Here is a 17,050-nt window from a genome sequence, read left to right on the forward strand (position 1 = left end):
GATCGCGAGCTATCGCTCAAGCAACGTGGAGCGTACTTGATGCTCAGCTTCCTCGATTCGTTTGGCATTGAGCCGCAGATGGCGCACAAAGCGCGGCTGCTTGGCCGCGCAGACGTGGGTCCGCCAAGCCCGCGACATGATCGCTCGCGTCACCTGCGAATGTTGACCGCCGCCGACAGGACCCAGTCGATCCAGTTGGCTACGGGCCGGCTCGATATCGCCGTGGACAAGGCAGCCTGGCCGCTGGACAGCCTTTGCGCGTTTGCGGCGCGCGAAAATCCGCGGCGGGGGTTCCTGGTCGTATCCCGCGTGCTAGGGCGCCATTTGCCCGCCACGCCGCAGATGATGCGGCAGAGCGCCCGCGATCTCGCGGCGCGGCTTCCTGACGATCTACCGGGGCCGGTGCTCGTCGTCGGCCTGGCCGAGACCGCCGTGTGCCTTGCCCAGACGGTGCACGAGGAATTTCGCCTCGCAACGGGCCGGGTCGACATCCACTTCCTGCATTCGACGCGACAGCAACTGGATCATCCGTTGCTGTGCCGCTTCGAAGAACCGCACAGCCACGCCTCCGCGCATCTGATCTACAGGCCGGCGCTTCCGGAGCCGCGATCACTGGTATTGGTCGACGACGAGATCTCGACAGGAACGACCCTTTGCAACCTCGCCCAGGCGCTCGCCACTGCTTGGCCGCGGATCGAAGCGATGGCGGTAGCGACGCTGACCGACTGGTCGGCCGGCAAGGCGTGGCAAGCACGCATGCCGCGTCCCACGTGCATCGCGGCGCTGCTGCGCGGACGCATGGAGTGGACGCAGGAGACGACGACGGTGCTCAACAGCGCGTTCGACACCGCTGCCGCTTCACTCGGGCGCATGGCGACGCATCGCAATTTCGGTCGGCTGGGACTCGACCGGCCCGTCTTGCCCGAACCCGATACCGCTGTGCCCGAGATCCTCGGCCCACTGCGGATCATCGGAACCGGCGAGTTCACCTATCCCCCATTCCTGCTGGCGGAACGCCTCGCAGAAGAAGGGCATGATGTCGTCGTGCAGGCGACCGGCCGAAGCCCCGCACTCCCCGGTGCCGCGATGGCGACCAAGCTCCGCTTTGCCGACAATTATGGAACGGGCGTGCCCAATTACCTCTACAATGCCGACCGGGCCGATGGACGCGCGAACTGGATCGCGCATGAGACCGGCGCGGCGACAATCGACCCCGGGCTGATTGCCGCTCTCCGTGCCGAACTGATCGGCTGGACGGCATGACGCGTGCCATCGCCCTGGTCGATCTGGACGACACGCTGTTCCAGACGCTGCGCAAATGCCCGCCCGATTTGCCGGCCGACCGGTTGACGCCGCTGGGCTTCGCGCGCGACGGATCGCCGCTGAGCTATGCGACCCCGCGGCAGATGCAGTTCCTGGAATGGCTGGCCGATACGACGCATCTCGTCCCCGTCACCGCCCGCAGCCTGGACGCATTGCGGCGGGCGCGCATTCCATTCCGCGCAGCGGTGTGCGCGCATGGCGGCGTCGTGCTGGATGACAGCGGTCAGGTCGACATGGACTGGGCTGCGACGATCGCCGACCGCGCCGCGCCCTTCGCGTCGCAGCTTGCTGGCCTGGCGGAGGCGATCAGGCGCAGGGCGCGCGACCGCGGCATCGCGGTCAACGCCCGTGTGCTGGTCGAGGACGCGCTGCCGCTCTACACCGTGGCCAAGCATGAAGATGCGGATGCCGCGGCACTTTTTGCGGTGGTCGACGCTGCCGTGCCGTCCTTGCCCAAGGGCTGGACGGACCACCGCAACGGCAACAACGTGGCGCTGACGCCACCCTATCTCGGCAAGGCCCATGCGGTGGCATATATCCTACCCGGCCTCCGCGCACGCTTCCCTGATGCGCCGGTAATCGGCATCGGCGACAGCCGCACCGATGCGCCCTTCATGGGCCTTTGCGATTTCGCCATGATGCCCACCCGTTCGCAGCTGGCCGGCGGCATGTTCCATGCGGACTGAGGTCGCGCCCCCGTTCTCGGGCAGCTACGACCCGGCCGACGTCACCTTCCTGCTCAAGCCAGTGGTAATGGCCCCGACTTCCGTCGCCGAAAAGGAAGCGGCGATCCAGTCCGGCCGCCACCACTATTCGGAGATGATCGCGCCGGAGAGGGTGCCGGACGACAGCTATCTATCCCTCTATCACGCCGCGCTTGCGCGGAACGGTGCCCGCCTGGCGCAGGATGTCGCCACCCTCGCTGCGCAGCTCGCCGCACGCAGGCCGGGGCGCGAGCTGGTAATCGTCTCGCTGGCGCGTGCGGGGACGCCGATCGGCGTCTTGCTCGCGCGGACCTTGCGGGCGCACGGACATCGCGCAGCCCATTATTCAATCAGCATTATCCGCGATCGGGGTGTCGACCGCGTCGCGCTCGCGCATATCGCCGGCCGGCACGATCCGCGCGACGCGGTGTTTGTCGATGGCTGGACCGGCAAGGGGGCGATTGCCGGCGAACTTCGCGCGGCCCTGACCAATGCGCCATTCGGCTTCACACCGGACTTAGCCGTGATTGCTGACCCTGCAGGACAGGCAGACATCGCCGCGACGGCGGATGATTATCTGATCGCCTCGGGCTTGCTGAACGGCATCGTTTCGGGCCTGGTCAGTCGCTCGATCCTCAACGCCGCGTCGGTGGGGCCGGGCGATTTCCACGCCTGTGTCACCTACCCGCAATATGCCGGTGCTGATCTCTCACGTGCCTTCGTGGACACGATCGCGCCGTTGGCCGCTGCGGCGATACCGCAACCGGTAGACGGGCACGGCGCCCGCCGAGCGGCGCTGAAACAGGAATGCGAGGCGATGATGCGGCAGTTGCTGGCGGAAAGCGGAACGCGTGACCGCAACCGGATCAAGCCCGGCATAGCCGAAGCGACGCGCGCCCTGCTGCGGCGGGTGCCGGAACGGCTGCTGGTTCGCGATTTCGAGGACGCCGATGTGGGGCACTTGCTCCATCTCGCCGCCGCGCATGCCATTCCGGTCGATACGCTGGGCGGGGAATCGCAGTATCGCGCGGTCGCAATTATCCGTAGCCTGGGCGACGACGCATGAGCCGGGTTTCCGTCCTCGCCCTTGGCGCCTTCACAGATGCCGAGGATCTTCCGGAACCCCTCAGCATTGATCGCCGAGGCCACCAGCAGCAACACGTTGCGACCCTCACCAGCCCCAGCTGCGCTTCATCACGATGCCGTAGAGGTAGAGATACGGATGCTCGCCTTCGATCCTGCGATTCCGCCACGCCTCGATCTTGGTATAGATCTTCTTGTTCAGATTCGACACTGTGCTCGGGCTGACCCGGGTGCCCCACCGCGCCTCCATGATGTCTTCGACCCGCCGAACCGAAATCCCGGCCAGATACATCTCGATCAGCGCCTCCTCGACCGAGCTCTCCCGCCTTCGGTAGCGCTCGATAATCGCCGTCTCGAAACCTTCAGATTGAAGTCGCCCGCCTTCGTGTGCAGCGTTCGCTCGTAGCTGCCTGCCCGCGTGTCCTGCTGGGCCGGGCTGCGCTCATACCGCCCAGCCCCGCACAGCTCGTCCGCTTCGGCCTCCAGCATCGCGTTCAGTGGCTCTTCCACCGTCCCGCGGACCATCTCCCCCAGGTGATCTCGAATCCGGTTACGCTCGTCATTTTCTTGGAGCGCAACGCCTCCTCGGCTACGTAGGCTCGATGCGCTGGATTCCCGATGATGTCCGTTGTCAGCTCAACCCGCGATCTCGATCGCTTTTGAAGCGGGGTGCCGGAGCGCTCGTCCGATCTGAGCGAATTGGTGGAACATGACAAATAGCGCGATCATTCCGGTGCCCAGCTCAGCGATTGCTTGACTGGCCAAAAGTCCGTTGAAACCCCACATGAGCGGGAACAGCAGTACGGCCGGTATGAAGAGATATCCCTGCCTCGCCAACGAAACAACTGCACTGAGTCGTGCTCTCCCGAACGACTGAAGCATCGTTGTCACGACGCTCTGAATACCAAAAAGCCCAAAAAAGAGATGGAAGACGATGCAGGTCGAGACCGCAATTTTCGTGACATTCTCGCTATCACTGAACAGCCCGACCAAGGGCCGGGCAAAAATCACAATGGCCGCAGAATAGGCAACGGAAAGAGCGACAGTCATCGAAAGCATCAACTTCGCAGCCTTCAATACGCGAGCAAAGTCTCGTGCGCCCCAACCGAAACCCAGGACGGCTTGAGAGCCTATACAGAAGCCGGTGACAGGCAGTGCGCCGATCGTCAGCAATCGCACAGCTATTCCCACGGCGGCGATCGAATCGTCGCCGAACGGCGCAGCAGCTCCGTATAAGAGCATAAAGCTAACGGCAGATAAAATGCTGGTTATACTCGCCGGCGCCCCTATGAATGCGAGCTGTCTGATGCGATCTCCTCGCGCCGAGATGTGAGATGCCCTGACGCGGACTGTTCCGCGATCATTCATAAAATACGCGATATAGAGGCTTATGGCTGCGATCTGAGATACCAGCGTTGCGAGGGCTGCGCCTCGCACGCCCAAGTCTAGTAAGAATATGAAGACCGGATCGAGCACCGCGTTCAGGATGAAGGCGGTCATCATCGTCCACATGCTGAATCGTGTGTTACCCTCGGCTCTGACGATGAAGCCGCTGACCATGTTTAGAAGCATCACGGTGTACCCGAACAAAAGCGTCGCCGCGTAGTCGAGCGCCATGGGCGCAATGGTTGGAGTTGCTCCGAGCGTTACAAAGATCCCTCGCAGGTTTAGAAGCAAAGCGACAGTCAAGGTGATGCCGATTGGCGCGGCGAGCGCGAGCGCGGTGCTCGCGCCTCGGCTCGCCTCCAGGTAGTCACCAGCGCCAAAATGACGAGATATGAACGACGCTGTTCCAACCCCGATTCCCTGTCCGACTGCCGTAAGCAAGACCACGATGGGCAAGGTCATGCTGACAGCTGCCATCGCCTGCACGCCAAGTGCGCCAACAAAGACAAAGTTGACGACCTGCTGAGACGCGTTGATCGATAAGCCAATAATAGACGGAATGGCGAGCCGCAGCATAAGGCTCGAAAGGTTGGGGTCCGATAGATTGATGTGCTGCTTATTCCTTGGCATTACATCGCGATCGTTCTCGACGGCGAAATCCGTATCTGGATTATCCATGGATTACTGCGTCGTCCACTTTTCCGAATTCCTTGATCGTCTGCAACAGCTCCCGTTGCAACACCGTGCAAAGATTGCGGGTCATTTCATAGCCGAGCTTGGTCGAATTGTACGTCGTATCGATCTGTAGACGGCCGTCTCGATATCCGACTCTGAACCAAAAGAGGTATTTCACAGCCGCCTCATCTACATCTTGGCCAATCCAGAGTGGAGAAGGTGCCTTGGTTAGGAGACGTCGTGGAAAGTGGCGCTGCAAACCCGCTCGATAATTCAATCCAATTTTGGGTAAGGGCAGGCGATCGATCCGGCTCCGCACGGCTGGATCTCGATTTAGGAATTTCATGGCCCGAAAGCCTATGCCGCTGCGGGGCATGGCATTGCGCTGGCGATATATTGAACGAGCACGATCGGCACGGAGATCCGATCTCGCGAGAATCAAGGGAAGCGGAACCATCTCGCTGACAACCCCGATAATCTGAGATGGATCGAGATCATCAAAGAGCCGACCTCTGGTTGAAATAAGGCTATCAATCCAGAGCGAATAGTTGCCGAAAACGCGTCCAAAGGAACCAGATATGGCGGCAAGAAACACATCAAAGTCCTGACAGTCCGCAGATCTGGCTGCAATATTGAGGAGATCAGCTGTGGCGATTCTATCAATCTCGAAATGGTACTTGGCCTGATCTTCCCAAAGCGCTTGGCAGTTCGCCTCATCCGTGCGGCCTTCAAGACGTGCATAGTAAAGCTCTCTCGCACTCACTTCCGAAAAGCTCGCGCCGCCCGATGAAGTGTCGCTGACGTGCAAATCGAACTGATCGTAGTCGATGCTCTCCCAGTATTTGAGTTCGGTTGGCGCTTCGCTGTTAGCGTAGTGCTCGAGGCGCTTCAACCATCCAGAGAGCGTTTGTATGCTCTCGGGACCGCTCACGGCGTGGCCTGAGGCAAGGGCGTTGTACGCCGCATCCAATGCTTCCAAGAACAATCGATAGCCTATCCCGTCCGCCACAAAATGATGCATCAAGACCAGCAGATAGTAATCGCCCCTTTCCGATGTGCGGAACGCCGTGACGTGAACAAGAGACGTCTGGCCATCAAACCGAAAGGTATGTTGACGTCTTGCAGAGATGCTTTCGATGGCCTCACGCTGCTGTAGGCCGGTCATTCCGACAAGATCGATTTCCTCAACGAGGCGTTGGGCCACAGAAGGTTTTATTGTCAGGCGTAGACCATCGTCGATTCGGGTAATACGGAGTCTGAGGCCTTCGTGCCTGTCTATGACCTGGGTAAGGGCACGCTCCAGGAGCGTGATATTCAGGACCACGCCGGGCAAGAAGAACAGATCGCCGATGTTGAAATGCTCGTCAAAGCCTGAAAGACGGTTCCAAGATGAGATTGCGGGGGTAACTCGCAATGAGCCATCTGCGGAAGGGGAGCTATGCAGTGTAACCGCCGCTCCCGCTGCCGCCAATTCCCTGATGGTGGGTGTTCGATAGAGTTGATTGACAGTGAGATTTAACCCCGCTTTGCGCGCCAGCGTGACGCAGCGCACGCTCAGAAGCGAGTTTCCGCCGATATCAAAGAAGCTCCGATCGATTCCGACCCGCTTAGCGCCTAATAGATCCTGCCAGATCCCAGCAAGGATAAGCTCCTCCCTCGTGCAAGGTTCAGCAGATCGAGAAGGCCCGAATTCGCGGTAAGGAACGGACGACAATCGAGCTCGATCTACCTTTCCACTCGCCGTAAGGGGGATGCTGTCAACCAAACGGAAGGCGGAGGGAATCATGTAGGATGGCAATGTTTGGCGCAGGTGGGTGACAAGATCTCCAGAACTTAGACTTTCGCGAGCCGGAACCACGCTTGCGCTCAAGCGACGCTGGTCATCCATGCCCTCTGCGAAGACTGCAGCCTTTGCGATTGCCGGATGTGACTCGAGGGCTGTTTCGACCTCCTCCAGCTCGATACGAAAGCCGCGAACCTTGATCTGGTTGTCCGAGCGGCCGAAAATCTGGAGGAGACCGCTGGTTGAGATGCGTGCGATATCGCCAGTTCGATAAAGAACGCTGTATTGTCCGTGATCATGCGGATTGGGTACGAAACAGCGGTTGGTCCGATCTTGATCCTGCCAGTACCCAGCGCTCAAGCAGCGTCCCGCGATGCACAATTCGCCAGAAGCTCCGACAGGGACTCTCTTCAAATGAGCATCGAGCACGTAGAGCTTGACGTTATCGATTGGACGCCCAACAGGGACGAGCGACGAGCCGTCGTGGTCCGACGTATCATAGACTGCTGCATTGGATGCACATTCCGTAGCACCATAGAAGTTCCACAAGGGCACGTCCGGGAAATGCGCACGCCAGCGAACGGGGAGCGAGGAAGGCATCGGTTCAGCGCTGCTTGTAACCAACCGCAAGGTCGTCGGTTGCGGGTGCCGTTCCTGGGAAGCAATGAGGCCGGACAAAAGCGGCGGCGAGGCAAATAAGCGTGTCACGCGATGTCTAGCCAGCGTGCACAACAATAGATCTGGATCCAGCAACTGCTCTTGGGTCAGGATCAGCGCGGGTACACCTCTCAGAAGTCCCCCAAGGTACTCCCAAGCGGAGGCGACAAGTGATGCGGACTTCTGGACAGCTATGACGTCTGTACTATCGAAGGGAAAGCGTCGCCACATCCAGTGCAATCGATTGAGAATTGCCGACTCTGGTATAAGAACCCCCTTCGCCTTTCCGGTTGAAGATGACGTGTATATAAGCAATTCGCTGAGCCGGCGGTGTGCCGTCGCGCTCAAGCTTCTGCGCTGGCGCGCAGCTCCCTCCCAAGGTTAATAGACAAATCGACGGCATGTCAAAACCGAGGTCGAACCTATTTGCGTGAACCAACAGCTTTGCCTGACTATCTCGGAGGATGTGTTCGATGCGATCACGTGGATAATCGGGGGATATAGGGACAACAATGGACTGCAATGCTCGTGCGGCAAGAATAACAGCTGCCACGTCGGGCGATCGGTCGACCAGCATGGCGACCATATCACCAGCCCCTAGGCCCGAAGCCAACAGTTGCGACCTGATAGCTGTTACACGCTCACGCAGGTGGTTGAATGTGATTTCACCGAAATCACCAAAATACGCCACTTGGTTGGGATGGGAGGCACTTATTTGCTCGAACGCTTCAATAAGCGGACATTCATTCGTATATGGCTGCGCCGCCCCATCCAGCGAGTCCAGCATCGTGATATCTGACGCGCTGACGCAACTCAGATCGTTAATTGGCGCAAGCGGCTTCTCAATGCAGGCTGCAATCAGACAGCGTAAATTCTCTGCCATGCGAAGAATCAGATCGCTGGAAAATATGTCTTCCGCATACGCTAGCTGAAGGGCAATTTCGTCGCCCTGCTCTTGTGCGTACAATGTCAGGTCGAATTTTACATAGCCGGTGTCATATTCGCGGAATGACAGATCCAGCTCATGTGGGCCATGTGGCTCCGCGGCCTCGGAGTACATGTTGAACATGACCTGGAAGATCGGCGATCGATCCGCTTCGCGATGTAGCTGGGTATCCCTTACCATCCAGCCGAAAGGATATGCCGAATTTGCGATGGCATCGCTGACCAAGCTATGGATGCGCAAGGCATGAGCTGTAAAGGACTGCTCGACATCGATCGCGGTGCGGATTGGCAGCATATTGAGGAAAAAGCCAACAATATCAGCGCTGCCAGGTTGATCTCGTACCACGTGCGGTATGCCAACGATAATATCGTCCTGACCGCTATACATCCGCAGCAGCAGCTTGAAGCATGCCAGGAGTGTTGTCGAGGTGGTGCACCTATGTCGATACGCAAACTCCCGTATCTGATTGGAGAGCTCGCTATCAAGCAGCACCGGATGCGAGGTGCCGCGATAGGAATTGGTCTGCGGCCGCGCGCGTCCCGTTCCAAGCGAAAGCACCGGCGGATTATCACCGATTTGACCACGCCAATAGCTCCGTTGGTTGGCCAGCGCCTCTGGGGTAGCGTGCTGTGTTTCCCAGACCGCGTAAGTCGAGAGTGACGCCCGGTTCTCTGGCAAAAATGCCGCGGCATCCGCGTACCTTTGCCGAAGATCCCTAAGTAGAACTGAGATCGACCATGCATCGATGATAATTTCGTGAGCGGTGATTAGTATGAGATGATTGTCAGGGCCAAAACGGATCATGCGCGCGCGAAACAAATGGCCTTGGCAGAGATCAAAGCTGCCGTTCAGCTCCATTCGCCGTAACTCAGCGACCAACTCCTCCGCTTGCTGAGGTGTCAGATGAGATGCATCAGTCAATTCAAGAGCGCATTGCGGAGCCTCAAAAAGCTGAACCGGACCGTCCTCGTCGATAAAGCGGGCCGAAAGTGCCTGATGGGCATGAATGACATCGCTCCAGGCGCGATTGAATGCGGCCAGATCGATGAGATTCCTTATTCGTATTCCACCTTGAATGACGTAGTTCCGGGCAGACGGATCGAGCTGCGAGAGAAACCATAGGTGCTCCTGAACCCGCGTCAGAGGCGATCGCGCAAGCTTTCCGGTTGCCGGGGCTATGCACGGTTCGGATTCGATTTGGGCCGAGATCGACGCCGCAAGAGATCGGATCGTTCCATTCAGGACGAGCCTGAAATCCGGTCTCACTCCGAGCTGGATCTGCAACTGACCCAATATGAGCATTGCCCGGAGCGAGTCGCCGCCGAGGGTTATGAACTGGTCATTCACGCCGATGTTCCTAATACGTAGAACGGCGGACCAGATCTGACACAGCTTGGCTTCGAGCTCTGTTTGCGGCTCTGCAAATGGCGTCGGCAAGAGAGGGCGGACACTGGTCGGGTCCGGCAATGCTCCAAAATCAACCTTTCCGTTTCTTGTCAGTGGGATATCGTCGACGTGGATGATCCGTTCTGGAAGCATGTAGGTGGGAAGCGCTTCGGCAAGAAAGTCCTGAAGCTCGCTTTGCGCCAGTTCAGCGGGAGCTGATACATACGCGAAGAGGCGTCTCGAGCCACTTTCTTCCCCCCCGGCCCTCGTTATATCTCTCGCCGTAAGCTTTGCGCCTGCGCAGGAGGCGACCACGACGGCGCCGCGCACTAGATGATGAGCGGAGAGGCGGGCTTCGATTTCTCCCAACTCAATTCTGTGCCCGCGGATTTTGACCTGACGATCCCGTCGACCGAGACATTCCAAAAGACCATCAGAACGAACGCGCCCGAGATCACCTGTCCTGTATAGGCGCTGAAAGGATGGGTCGCTCGAGAACGGGTTTGGCCCAAAGGCATCCTTGGTGCGGACATCGTCATTGACGTAACCAGCAGCGACACCAACGCCGCTAACACAGATTTCGCCGACCTCTCCCGTGTTGCACAGCCGCGGTCCGTCGGCGACATAAACCTCAAGGTTCGAAATCGGTTCGCCGATCGGAACATAAGAGTCAGCCAGCCCAGGCGGCACGGAAACCAGATGATGCGTAACTCCGTCCGCGCACTCGGTCGGCCCATAGTGGTTAAGAATGGGGACCTCGGGATACAAGCCAAGCCAGGCGCGGGCCAATCCGGGTGTTAAGGGTTCTCCGACCGTAGAAATGATTCGCAAGCTCAGAGCCCGCTCAACCGCCGCAAGCGACTGCAGATAGTCAACAAAAACCGCAAGCATCGAGGGAACGAATTGAACAACCGTCACGCCGTTACCTTGAATTGCTTTGAGGAGGGTCACCGGCGATCTCAGTGTCGTATCATCAATAATCGCGACACAGCCTCCTACACAAAGCCCTGCCAGCAGCTGCCACAGCGATATGTCAAAGCAGTGCGATGCCGTCTGAGCGATGCAATCGGTCCGAGAGAGGGCTAAGGCATCAATCTTTGCCGCCAAATGATTGTTGAGGGCTGCGCGCTCGATCATTGCGCCCTTAGGCTGGCCGGTCGAACCAGACGTAAATAGAATGTAGGCGGGCCCATTATCACTTGACGATGGCACCACAGACGAAGTCTGACCCTGTCGTAACGCCGCCTCCATCGGCATGAATGGCGTGGCGCCCTTGCTATTCGCCTGGAAGAACAGGCCGAGCGAATCCAGCTGGTGTGGGCCAACAATCAGAGCGCAGCGGCTCTGCTCGATCATGAATGATGCACGCGAAACCGGCAACGACGGATCGAGCGGCAGGTACGTTGATCCAGCTTTCACGATTGCAACTACCGCTGTCGCCCAGTCGAGGTCGCGCTCACCCCAATAGCCGACGACCGCATCGTAGGCACCCTGCGCTCGTAAGGTCCTTGCGAGGGCATCCGATCTTAATCGCAGCGCATCGTAGGTGAGTTCGGCTGCCCTGTACCTCAGCGCAACCCTCTCTGGATGCGATAGTGCAAAGCGATCAATCGCCTTGATCGCATCGATAGGTTGACGTTCCACGCCGGATCGAGTTTCTATAGGCATACGCGTCCCGCCATTCATCCCCTTCTACGGCCCTCAAATCAGAAACTTGTTGGTAGCCCCCCCCCCGCGTTCACGCAATTGCTCTGCGGCCAGAATCGCGTCATTCGGATCTGTCCCGGGCCGTTTGGTCTTGCCATACTTCCCGGAAACGACGAGGGCATTCTTATCGCCATCAAAGCAGTTCTGTGCAGCAGTGAAGTACACTCAGTGAACTGAATCCTCGCCGACCCACAGCAACTGACGTGCCAGCTTTGGCAAAGACAATTCATGCGCTTTGCGCCGGCCCGGCGGCGGCCTCGCATCTTTGTGTCAGGCTCCGAACATAGGGGGCGTCTTCAACCGAACAGTGTCATGTCGGGTTAACTGCCGTCGTGGCTGGACAAGACGTAACCGGTATGAGCTCCCACGTAGCAGGGATCAGCAGGTGCGTGCGCAGCGCCATTCAGTATTGGACCCAGCGCCTCGACGGCCGCTGGAATATCGAGGTGGGCATTGCAGAGAAAGTCCTCGGTCCCGGCAAGCGGCTCGTCTTCCTGGGGTTCGTAGAGATAACCTTGTAGACGGGGAGCCGGATGATGCCCAGCACGTTCTCGCCGCACAAGATCGACAACGCTATACGCGACCTGGAGCAAAAAGTCGCTTACGGTGCAGAAATCAGCCATGAGGAGCTTGCGAGCGACGTTCTGCGGATTTCGAAGCATCTTTGAGATGAACTCGAAGCTCCGCTCAAGGTAATCGATAGTCTAAAGGATCACACCGGCCCCGGTTCGGCAGGCCGCTCGAGGTGGGTGGCCCCTTCGATCTAAACAGCGGGAAAGCTAGCGGGGCGGAGACAGCGCTAACTCCCCACACGGCCAGCCTCAAGCAGCGAAATAAGCTGACCTGAGCTTATCGCTCGCAGAACGAGCATAACTACCGTAACGGGGCTTAGCCCGCGATTGAAGCAGCGCGGGCGCGCCTCGGCGCCGACAATGCGAGCGCCGCTGTCCCTGCCACACCCGCGCTGCCGTAAAGCTCGCGGCAGCGCGCTGTCCCTATCACGTGCCGCAGACTTCGGCGGCCAGCCTTCGCCCGTGGATTGGCAAGGCTGACCGGGCTAATTCGCAAGGGGGCCAACAAAGCAATATCGTCGAAAAGTACCGGAGGGCACCTATCAGCACCAGTGGGTTGCCGCGCCCCCGCGGGCATGCCATATCAGAGCGCTGGGCCTGCCATTGTCGAGCTGGCTCCACTCATAGGAGTAAGCGCCGTGCCCAGGACGGAAGTGGTAGCGGCAATCCAAGCATTCACGGATTACGTCCGTAGGCCAAGCCATACACCGGCAGAAGACACGTACGGGCCACAGCGAACTGAAGAACAGCTGGCCGATTGGCGATGCCGGGTCGAAGTTATCTGCTCAAAAATGAACGCGGTGGCGGATTGCCCTCTTTCGACCTTATCCGAATTCGAGGCGCTCAGACGCGAGATGGGGACAGATTTTCCCGCAACGCCACCCGCTTTACTCAACCGTGTAGCGGACGCCTTTTACGCCGTGGTTCGGCGGATGCCGGCCCCTTAATCACGACGGAGCCGGACGATGCCTAGCACATTCTCGCTGCACACGATCGACGAAGCTATACGCGACCTCGAAGAAAAAGTTGCTCACGGTGCAGAAATCAGCCGCGAGGAACTCGCGAGCGGCATTCTGCGGATTACGAAGCGTCTTCGAGATGAACTCGAAGCTGCGCTCAAGATAATCGATAGCCCTCCGACTTTTCCGCACCAACACTTCGGTTCGCTTCCATCCGGCGCCCGACGCTCTATCCTCGGCAAAGGAAGCGAAGTGCATTCCTGACTCTGTCTCCAGCGGTCGTGCTAGGTGTTTAGTCCCAGACTTTGATGGTGCATCCTTGTCGCACGATTCGAAGGAAGCGCTATGGGACAGATTTTACACGGCTGCGCCACCACGACGGAGGCAGTCCGTCGAGCAATACAAAATAGTCAAGAGAGCCTGAGAGGTCTCGCCAAGCGCTACGGGATCAACCAGAAGACTGTCGCGAAGTGGAAGCAGCGCGAGACTGTCACCGATCGTTCGACTGGCCCCAAGGAAGCCAAGTCGACTGTCCTTTCCATCGAGGAGGAGGCGATCATCGTTGCTTTCCGGCAGCATACGCTGCTGCCACTCGACGATTGCCTCTATGCGCTGCAGCCGACCATCCCGCATCTGACGCGGTCATCCCTGCATCGCTGCCTCCAGCGTCACGGCATCAGCCGATTGCCGGAAGTCGGGGGTGGCAAGCCCTCGAAGAAGAAGTTCAAGGCTTATCCGATCGGCTACTTCCACATCGACATCGCCGAGCTCCGGACCGCCAAAGGCAAGCTCTACCTCTACGTCGCAATCGATCGCACCAGCAAGTTCGCGTTCGTGCAACTGGCCAGGAAGACCGGAAGGACCTCGGCCGCGGCCTTCCTCGAAGCCCTTATTGCGGCCGTCCCCTACAAGATCCACACGGTTCTCACCGACAATGGGATCCAGTTCACCTTCCCACCGCGCTATGCGGACGGCCCGACAGCAAGATACGCCACGCATATGTTCGACATGCGCTGCCGGGAGAACGGGATCGAGCATCGGCTGACTAAGATCAAGCATCCCTGGACCAATGGCCAGGTCGAACGAATGAACCGCACGATCAAGGAAGCGACCGTCCAACGCTATTACTACGATCGACACGATCAGCTCGAAGCTCACCTTGCCGACTTCATCAACGCCTACAACTATGCTCGGCGGCTGAAGACCCTGAATGGCCTCACACCCTACGAATACATTTGCAAATGCTGGACTTCCCAGCCAGAACGATTCAAACTCAACCCGGTCCAGCAAATGCCGGGACTAAACAACTAGCATCAAAGTCAACAATTTGGGGGCGGTGCAAACGTAGTTTTCGGCTGAATAAGGCGATGCCTCAACCATGAAGCTAATCAGACGACATTTGGAATCGGGCGCAATGGTCAACTACATACAGATTGGCCATCGTCGCACAGCAGTCGAGTATGCGATCGCGGGTGTTCAAAAAATTCACGATGCCAATCTCGCTTGCTTGGTCGCGATCCACTAAGCGCAGATATGGAAGGGACCAGGGTCATCGAAAGCCTTCTCCAGGGAGCGTATGTTCGCGAATATCATCTTTGGGAAAAGGACTGTAAGGCGTACTTTACCCTCATGACCAACCGGAACAACAACCAGCTGATGACAATAAATCAGAACGAGAAACCCTTCACAAACTTCGTTCGCAAGGCCCTTTTAGTTTTCGACGGCGCGCTACCGGAGAAGATCCTGAGCGCGATTGACCACATGCGAAAACAAGTCAACGTCATGAAGCACGAAGAGGGCCTCGAACTCGATCATTTTGTAAGCGAGGCGGACTATAAGAGCGCATTGAATGCGCTGGAGAGCTTTTGGAACGAACTGATGAACCGCGAAGAGTACGCCTAGCTGCAGCCTCTAGCTGCTCCTACAAAATTTTCAATCTGCAAGACCGTTATGTGACATTTTCGAAAGTAGCAAACAGAGCCAGTTCGCTCACTGATGCGAGCGGATCTGGGAGGCCCGGCCGAGCGGGAGGGCGAAGGCGTTCTCGAGCACGGCCTGACCTTCGATATTGCGGCAGATATCGCGAATGATCCGGCCCAAGCGGCTGCGCAGGATGCGCAACTGCCGCTGATGCCGTTTGAATTGCTTGGCATGAGCGTAGCGCGCCATCATGGCCGCGGTCTTGGCAACGCGAAGATAGGACTGCCGCAGCCTGATCCCGTGCTTCCTCGCCAGACGGTTGAGCCCTTTGATCGCCGCGTGCAGCAGCTTGGCATCGGTCGGGAAGGTGATGGCCTTTGGCTGCACTCACCGGTTGTGCGATCGAGCGGGCCTATGTCGACAAGGGATACCGCGGCCATGACGCGCCGGTTCGCTAAATGATGGGAAGTTACCTGAGTCAGAATGCCGCGCACGCGTGCGATTCTCAGCGCGGGCTGGCGGTCATTCAATGCGCCGTCCGATACGCACTGCTCGCTGCTATCACGCCGGTGCGGATAACTCCTTCTGGAGGAAATACTCAGTGGCAGGTCCGTGGGCGCGCCGGTCGACTTCTGATTTCTGCCGCCTGCAAATTCTTGTAGTTGACCGGCGTGGCGTTCTCTGGGCCGAATCGCTATCAAGCCCACCCTATCAGTCGAGAGCCCAATCGAGGCTTGCAGGGAAGGAGAGCGGAGCGATGTCCCCACTAAAAGCAATCAGCAGTTGGCTGGAAACGCTAGAGCTGGACATGCACCTTGAGGTAGCGGCATTCGCGACGTTCTTGATGTTCGAGCATGACGAGTTTCTCACGCTTGGCGGATCGGGGCAGCTCGAAGCTCTTCATCGGTGGTTGAATGAGCCGGACCTAACAGTAGACACCGCCGCAGACCGTGCTTTGTTCTTTAAAATATGCTTCGGTTGCTTTGTCGAAGATAGAATGACGGACGCCGGGTGGAGGCGAACCGAGGAACTGGTGCGCAAAATTCTCCAAGAGGCGAGGCGCGACGGAAAGTTCGCAGCTGCGCGCAAGGCGCAAAGAATGCTGGAGTTTCTGCCCGCTCGAAAAGGGAGTTGGAAACGTGTCGTGAAATCCTGGACCGAATTAGCTGCCACTCACCTAACACAGGAGGCTGTCACAAACTGGGCCGAAAAGCGTAAAAGCCTGAGGGTCATTTCACGTAGCGGTGTTCCCATTGTTGCGGTCAGGTCGTCTCATCGAGGCACCGGTTAATTCTGATGGGTCGTGGTCGAGTAGCTCGGCCATTTGGCTTTGCCCTCACAGATCCGGGCGGGCGGCTTTCCCGCGCCCGGCTATTCCCGAGAGTAACCCGCGTCATATCCGCGCCTGCGCCCATGTGCGAGTGATGCGTGGAGTTGGCAGGCGGAAGCGTGCCGTCAGGGTCTCGAACTCCGGTCAGCCCATGCGCCGACTTTTCTGGCTGCGCCGTCTCAGACAACGCAGCCGGGTCCAACGCACTTCGCGGTAGAAGCCGTTGAGCGCTGGATAATTGTGCGGCCTGCCATAGTAGCCGTAGTGCCCGCGCAGAACGGCGGCGAACCACTCGTGCTGCGTGGCCAGTGGCGCGTGCATGAGCCGCCAGGCGTCCTGGCGCAACGCCGTCAGCTTGCGCGTCAGGCGTTTCCCTTCCGTCTTGTGCTTCACGATGAACCGGCCATCTCGGGTCCACCCGCAGTAGTGGGTGAAGCCGAGGAAGGCGAAGGTCTCTGGCCGCCGCTCGCCGCGCCGCTGACGCGAGACGGCCGCGAACCGGCCAAACTCGATCAGCCGCGTCTTGTCCGCATGGAGCATCAGGCCGAAGCTGGCCAGCCGCGCCTTAAGGGCCAAGAGCATTTCCTGCGCATCTGCCTTGTTCTCGAAGCCCATGACG

12 protein-coding genes and 2 pseudogenes are annotated in these 17,050 nt (G+C 58.7%); 8 read left to right on the forward strand and 6 right to left on the reverse strand.

What is annotated here, in order from left to right:
* Positions 1-39: 39 nt before the first annotated feature.
* From DCG74_RS37180 to DCG74_RS37190, 3 genes are read left to right on the forward strand one after another with little or no spacing between them, the layout of a single operon-like run.
* The gene (locus tag DCG74_RS37180) at positions 40-1,263 is read left to right on the forward strand and encodes a phosphoribosyltransferase domain-containing protein (protein ID WP_210268480.1); all 1,224 of its coding nucleotides are present in this window, start codon (positions 40-42) and stop codon (positions 1,261-1,263) included.
* On the forward strand, positions 1,260-2,009 hold the full coding sequence (locus DCG74_RS37185) for a hypothetical protein (protein ID WP_028344164.1): 750 nt from the start codon (positions 1,260-1,262) through the stop codon (positions 2,007-2,009). Before DCG74_RS37180 ends, DCG74_RS37185 begins: the two co-directional genes overlap by 4 nt.
* A complete protein-coding gene (locus DCG74_RS37190) occupies positions 1,999-3,093 on the forward strand; it encodes a cysteine protease StiP domain-containing protein (protein WP_172788358.1) in 1,095 nt (364 codons plus the stop codon). The genes DCG74_RS37185 and DCG74_RS37190 overlap by 11 nt, the downstream gene beginning before the upstream one ends.
* Before the next feature lie 105 nt (positions 3,094-3,198).
* Here the strand turns inward: DCG74_RS37190 and DCG74_RS37195 are convergent.
* The 4 genes and pseudogenes from DCG74_RS37195 to DCG74_RS37210 form a co-directional block, all read right to left on the reverse strand.
* Positions 3,199-3,635: pseudogene (locus tag DCG74_RS37195) on the reverse strand (transposase).
* 111 nt (positions 3,636-3,746) lie between these two features.
* Positions 3,747-5,174: an MATE family efflux transporter gene (locus DCG74_RS37200; protein WP_172788359.1), complete on the reverse strand. Its 1,428-nt coding sequence runs from the start codon at positions 5,172-5,174 to the stop codon at positions 3,747-3,749.
* Complete coding sequence (locus DCG74_RS37205) at positions 5,167-7,926, reverse strand: AMP-binding protein (RefSeq protein ID WP_246708984.1); 2,760 nt, start codon at positions 7,924-7,926, stop codon at positions 5,167-5,169. The genes DCG74_RS37200 and DCG74_RS37205 overlap by 8 nt, the downstream gene beginning before the upstream one ends.
* The gene (locus tag DCG74_RS37210; protein ID WP_257187505.1) at positions 7,817-11,587 is read right to left on the reverse strand and encodes an amino acid adenylation domain-containing protein; all 3,771 of its coding nucleotides are present in this window, start codon (positions 11,585-11,587) and stop codon (positions 7,817-7,819) included. Before DCG74_RS37210 ends, DCG74_RS37205 begins: the two co-directional genes overlap by 110 nt.
* A gap of 599 nt (positions 11,588-12,186) precedes the next feature.
* Here DCG74_RS37210 and DCG74_RS37215 point away from each other — a divergent pair.
* The 4 genes from DCG74_RS37215 to DCG74_RS37230 all read left to right on the forward strand — a co-directional run bounded on the left by DCG74_RS37215 (position 12,187) and on the right by DCG74_RS37230 (position 15,083).
* On the forward strand, positions 12,187-12,318 hold the full coding sequence (locus DCG74_RS37215; RefSeq protein WP_257187506.1) for a hypothetical protein: 132 nt from the start codon (positions 12,187-12,189) through the stop codon (positions 12,316-12,318).
* An 869-nt stretch (positions 12,319-13,187) separates the two neighbouring features.
* On the forward strand, positions 13,188-13,445 hold the full coding sequence (locus DCG74_RS37220) for a hypothetical protein (protein ID WP_172788324.1): 258 nt from the start codon (positions 13,188-13,190) through the stop codon (positions 13,443-13,445).
* A gap of 81 nt (positions 13,446-13,526) precedes the next feature.
* Positions 13,527-14,492, forward strand: a complete 966-nt coding sequence (locus DCG74_RS37225) for an IS481 family transposase (protein ID WP_172788360.1) — start codon at positions 13,527-13,529, stop codon at positions 14,490-14,492.
* A 318-nt stretch (positions 14,493-14,810) separates the two neighbouring features.
* The gene (locus DCG74_RS37230; RefSeq protein WP_172788361.1) at positions 14,811-15,083 is read left to right on the forward strand and encodes a hypothetical protein; all 273 of its coding nucleotides are present in this window, start codon (positions 14,811-14,813) and stop codon (positions 15,081-15,083) included.
* A 90-nt stretch (positions 15,084-15,173) separates the two neighbouring features.
* Here DCG74_RS37230 and DCG74_RS37235 read toward each other — a convergent pair.
* Positions 15,174-15,488, reverse strand: a pseudogene (locus DCG74_RS37235) (IS5/IS1182 family transposase); the annotation flags it as partial.
* Positions 15,489-15,858: 370 nt separating this feature from the next.
* On the opposite strand from DCG74_RS37235, the gene DCG74_RS37240 reads away from it, so the two are divergent.
* Positions 15,859-16,392 (forward strand): hypothetical protein, encoded by a 534-nt coding sequence (locus DCG74_RS37240; protein WP_172788362.1) that lies wholly within the window; start codon positions 15,859-15,861, stop codon positions 16,390-16,392.
* Between the two features lie 183 nt (positions 16,393-16,575).
* On the opposite strand, the gene DCG74_RS37245 is transcribed toward DCG74_RS37240, so the two are convergent.
* The gene (locus tag DCG74_RS37245) at positions 16,576-17,046 is read right to left on the reverse strand and encodes a hypothetical protein (protein ID WP_246708972.1); all 471 of its coding nucleotides are present in this window, start codon (positions 17,044-17,046) and stop codon (positions 16,576-16,578) included.
* Positions 17,047-17,050 lie beyond the last annotated feature (4 nt).

Source organism: Bradyrhizobium sp. WBAH42, from assembly GCF_024585265.1.
Taxonomy (GTDB): Bacteria; Pseudomonadota; Alphaproteobacteria; order Rhizobiales; family Xanthobacteraceae; genus Bradyrhizobium.

Coding starts and splice junctions, on each gene's coding strand:
- DCG74_RS37230 (WP_172788361.1), top strand. CDS start 14,811: ATGACCAACCGGAACAACAACCAGCTGATGACAATAAATCAGAACGAG.
- DCG74_RS37200 (WP_172788359.1), bottom strand. CDS start 5,174: ATGGATAATCCAGATACGGATTTCGCCGTCGAGAACGATCGCGATGTA.
- DCG74_RS37190 (WP_172788358.1), top strand. CDS start 1,999: ATGCGGACTGAGGTCGCGCCCCCGTTCTCGGGCAGCTACGACCCGGCC.
- DCG74_RS37215 (WP_257187506.1), top strand. CDS start 12,187: ATGCCCAGCACGTTCTCGCCGCACAAGATCGACAACGCTATACGCGAC.
- DCG74_RS37240 (WP_172788362.1), top strand. CDS start 15,859: ATGTCCCCACTAAAAGCAATCAGCAGTTGGCTGGAAACGCTAGAGCTG.
- DCG74_RS37185 (WP_028344164.1), top strand. CDS start 1,260: ATGACGCGTGCCATCGCCCTGGTCGATCTGGACGACACGCTGTTCCAG.
- DCG74_RS37180 (WP_210268480.1), top strand. CDS start 40: ATGCTCAGCTTCCTCGATTCGTTTGGCATTGAGCCGCAGATGGCGCAC.
- DCG74_RS37225 (WP_172788360.1), top strand. CDS start 13,527: ATGGGACAGATTTTACACGGCTGCGCCACCACGACGGAGGCAGTCCGT.
- DCG74_RS37245 (WP_246708972.1), bottom strand. CDS start 17,046: ATGGGCTTCGAGAACAAGGCAGATGCGCAGGAAATGCTCTTGGCCCTT.
- DCG74_RS37220 (WP_172788324.1), top strand. CDS start 13,188: ATGCCTAGCACATTCTCGCTGCACACGATCGACGAAGCTATACGCGAC.